Source organism: Nocardia wallacei (assembly GCF_029869545.1).
In the GTDB taxonomy this organism is placed as follows: Bacteria; Actinomycetota; Actinomycetes; order Mycobacteriales; family Mycobacteriaceae; genus Nocardia; species Nocardia wallacei_A.
The window spans coordinates 1-3,809 of sequence record NZ_JARWQD010000180.1; the positions used below are offsets into that span (position 1 = coordinate 1).

Consider the following 3,809-nt stretch of genomic DNA (forward strand, 5'->3'; position numbering starts at 1 on the left):
GGAGGTCGCGAGGTTCATCGCGGTGGCGGTCCGGTCGGGCCCGCCGCCGTCGTAGAACATGAAGTACCTGTCCCCGGAACGCACGACGTAGGGGGCCCACAGGTGGGTCTCGCCGTAGTTTTCGGAGGGCCCGTCGGGCGGCGGTAGCGCGTCTACATCGATCTCGGGGGGGGGGCGCCGCCGGGGACCGCGGCGGCCCGGGCGCCGCCGCTTCTGCTTGCGAGCGGGCATGCGCACCATGGGCAGGCCCACGTCGAACGGATTGCCCTGCTCCCGATTCGGATCGCCGGAGTCAGATCGTGTCATCGCCGAAGTCGCCGATGACGGCGGCCGGGACCGTCTCCTCGACCCGCGCCGGCACCGTCACGCCCAGCTGCCCCTCGCCTCGCGGCTTGTGCTCCTGATCGTTCGAGGACGGCGGCGGCAGCGCCAGCCCACCGGCCGCTCCGGGCGGAACATGGTCGGGCGCCGGGGGTTTCGGTGCGGGCACGGGCGCGGCCGGAGCCGGATCGGCCGGGAGCACCGAGGACGGTGGCGGTGCGGCGGGCGCCGGTTTGGCATCCGCCTTCTCCGCCCCGCCGGGCGCGTTCGCGGCCGGGGGAATGACGACTCCCGGTGCGGTGCCCGAGGGCGACGACTGCCCGGACTGCCCTGTCCCGCCGCCGAAGTCGAACAGCTTGCTCGACCCGCTGCCGCCGGTCGTGGTGCCGTCGCTCGCGCCGGGATTGATCGCCTCGGTGATCGCCTTGTCGGCCGAGGCCGCCACGGTATCGATGGTGTGGGTGCCGACCTCGGCGATCTTGTCGATCAGATGGGTGCCAATATCGACGCCCGCGGTGATCGCCGTGGTGCCGACCTCCACACCCGCGGAGATCAGTTGCTGCTGCAGCTGCAACTGGGCGACCAGCGCCGGATCCATCGGCTGCCCCGGCACCTGGCCGGGCACCGCCGGGACCTGCCCCGGCGCCGTGGACCAGGACTGGCCCTGCGTTCCGCCCCAGCCCTGGCCGACCCCGGACGGCGTGGTGACCGTGAGCGGCTCCATCCTGTCCAGGCGGCGGGTGTGATCGTCCATTTCGGACCGCGCGGTATTGACCGTGCCGAGCGCATCCCGCAGGGCCCGGCTGGCGCGCGCGATCACGGCGTCGGTATCCGGCGAGGAGGAGGCGTTGTCCAGGATGATCCGCGCATCGCGGCGGAAATCCTCGATGATCTTGTCCACCCTGGTGGCCGCGCGCGAGCTGGTGGACTGCGCGTCGGCCAGCACCGACAGGTAGGCCGGGCCGCGGTCGGAGATGTCACCGATCTCGGTCTGCGTGGTCCGCAGCGAGGGCACGGCGGCGTCGGAACCCGCACCCGTCCAGGTGGATTCGATGGCGTGCAGGCCGTCGCGGTGCGGTGCCTCCGTCTCCGCGGCGCGGGCGGACGCCGACGACAACGCGGCCGAAATCGCCTCGTCCGGGACGCCGACGCCGGAGCCGAGCGAGGCACGCAGCGCCAGCAGCGGCTCCACCAGCCGGGCCACGATCGGCGGATCGCCGGTGGGATCCGACGTCGCCGCCGCGGGGGTGGGTTCGGACGGCCGGTTCTTCAGGCGCCTCATGATAGGGACTCCCCGGCCCGCGTCATCGCCGCGGCGGCCTCGGTCTCGTTACTCTCGACCGCGGCGTCGAATCCGCGCAGCACCTGGCCGTAGGCCGAGACCAACTGGCCCGCCGTGGACAGCGCCTGGGCGTGTTCGGTCACCGCCGCGGTGAACCGCGCCGCGAAATCGGCACCGAGCAAACCGAGGTCGGCCGCCAGCCGCTCCGGGTTCACAGCACCTTCGGCAACGGCTGCCGCGGAGGCGAGCTGTTGCGAGACGGTATCCGCGATGGTGGTGTAGGCGGCCATTGCCGCCGGATCGAGCTTCAGCGTGTTCACTGTTCCCCCTCACGGAAACCCAAGCCTTCGCTGTCGCATCATGATTCGGGTCCACCATACGTCGTGGTCTCGAACCTTGCGTCCCGATCCCACGGATGGGCACCGGACGTCCAGTCGAGATTAGCGCCTCATACCAGCTCATGCACTGTTTCGAGGTCCCGCCGGTGGGAACCGCCCGGTCCGGGGCGACCGACCGGCCTTGGTACGTACGTACCGCAAGTGCGTCAGACCGCGGCCACCCGCTTGGCGAGATCATCGGCGAGCTGACGGGCGCGATCGGGATCGGTGGCCTCGACCATGACACGAACCAACTGTTCGGTCCCGCTGGGACGCAGCAGGACTCGACCGGTCTCACCCAGCACGCGTTCGGCCTCGGTCACCGCATCGAGGATCTCGGGGGCCCCGGCGACGGCGGACTTGTCCGAGACCGGCACATTGATCAGCACCTGCGGCACGGTCTGCACCACGCTCGCGAGATCGGCCAGGCCGCGGCCGGTCTCGATCATGCGTGCCATGAGCTTCAACCCGGTCAGCACGCCGTCTCCGGTGGTACCGAACTTCGGGAACACCACATGCCCGGACTGCTCACCACCGAGGGTGTAGCCGCCGCGGCGCAGCTCCTCGAGCACGTAGCGGTCGCCGACGGCCGTGGTGCGCACGGTGATCCCCGCCGCCCGCAGCGCCAGGTGCAGGCCCAGGTTGCTCATCACGGTGGCGACGAGGGTGTCGTCGGCGAGTTGACCGGCCTCGTGCATGGCCAGCGCGAGGATCGCCATGATGGCATCGCCGTCGACGACGGTGCCCGCGGCATCCACCGCCAGGCAGCGGTCGGCGTCGCCGTCGTGCGCCAGCCCGAGATCGGCGCCGTGCTCGCGGACCGCGCGCTGGACCTGATCCAAATGCGTGGAGCCGCACCGCTCGTTGATGTTCAGGCCGTTGGGTTCGGCATTGATCGCGACGACCCGCGCCCCCGCCGCGCGGTAGGCCGCCGGGCCCACATCCGAGGCCGCGCCGTGCGCGCAGTCCACCACGACGGTCAGGCCGCTCAGGTCGCGCCCGGTGGCCGCCACCAGGTGTTCGACGTAGCGCTCGTGCGTGCCGGTGAGGCTGTACCGGTCGTCGACGCGGCCGTCGAGCCCGGACTCGCTCAGCACCCGGCCGATCGCGGCGCCGGTGGGCCGCGCGAAGGTCTGCTCCCGCACCAGCTCCTCGATGCGGTCCTCCACCGCGTCGTCGAGCTTGTGCCCGCCCGCCGCGAAGATCTTGATTCCGTTGTCCGGCATCGGGTTGTGCGAGGCGGAGATCATCACGCCCAGGCAGGCGTCGTACGCCGCGGTCAGATAGGCGACCGCCGGTGTCGGCAGCACGCCGACCGACAGCACGTCCACCCCGGCGGCGGTCAGCCCGGCGGTCACCGCAGCCTCCAGCATCTCCCCGCTGGCGCGCGGGTCGCGGCCCACCACGGCCAGCGCGCGCTTCCTACCGCGGCCGAGCACCTGCGCCGCCGCCGCCGAAACACGCAGTGCCAGCTCCGGACTCAGCGAGTCGTTGGCGAGCCCCCGAACTCCGTCGGTGCCGAACAAACGTCCCATTCCCTAGCCCCTATGCAGTGTGTGATTGCGGCTTGGTCACCCGAGCTGGTTGTTGCGGGCACGTCCGGCCCACGAATCCGATTGCGCCGCACAGACTCTATCGTCACGCAGGTTGCCCGGCCGCGTGCCCGATTACCGGTGCCGCGGCCGATACAGCACGAGAGCAGGCGCCCGGACAGGGGCGCCTGCTCTCGTCTGTGTGCCGTGCGGGGTCAGCGCGTCGTGTACTGCGGGGCCTTGCGGGGCGTCTTGAGGCCGTTCTTCTTGCGCTCGGTGGCGCGCGGGTCACGGGGG

At 71.5% G+C, this 3,809-nt stretch carries 4 protein-coding genes and 1 pseudogene; all 5 read right to left on the reverse strand.

Annotated features, from left to right (window positions below; all coding sequences use genetic code 11):
* A pseudogene (locus QH290_RS14825) lies at positions 1–306 on the reverse strand (hypothetical protein); the annotation flags it as partial.
* Positions 293–1,603, reverse strand: a complete 1,311-nt coding sequence (locus tag QH290_RS14830) for a hypothetical protein (protein ID WP_280268048.1) — start codon at positions 1,601–1,603, stop codon at positions 293–295. The gene QH290_RS14830 and the pseudogene QH290_RS14825, both read right to left, overlap by 14 nt.
* On the reverse strand, positions 1,600–1,923 hold the full coding sequence (locus QH290_RS14835) for a hypothetical protein (RefSeq protein ID WP_280268049.1): 324 nt from the start codon (positions 1,921–1,923) through the stop codon (positions 1,600–1,602). The genes QH290_RS14830 and QH290_RS14835 overlap by 4 nt, the downstream gene beginning before the upstream one ends.
* A gap of 224 nt (positions 1,924–2,147) precedes the next feature.
* Positions 2,148–3,515, reverse strand: a complete 1,368-nt coding sequence (glmM, locus tag QH290_RS14840; RefSeq protein WP_280383387.1) for a phosphoglucosamine mutase — start codon at positions 3,513–3,515, stop codon at positions 2,148–2,150.
* Positions 3,516–3,727: 212 nt separating this feature from the next.
* A partial coding sequence (rpsI, locus tag QH290_RS14845) for a 30S ribosomal protein S9 (RefSeq protein WP_342213738.1) occupies positions 3,728–3,809 on the reverse strand: 82 nt, incomplete at its 5' end.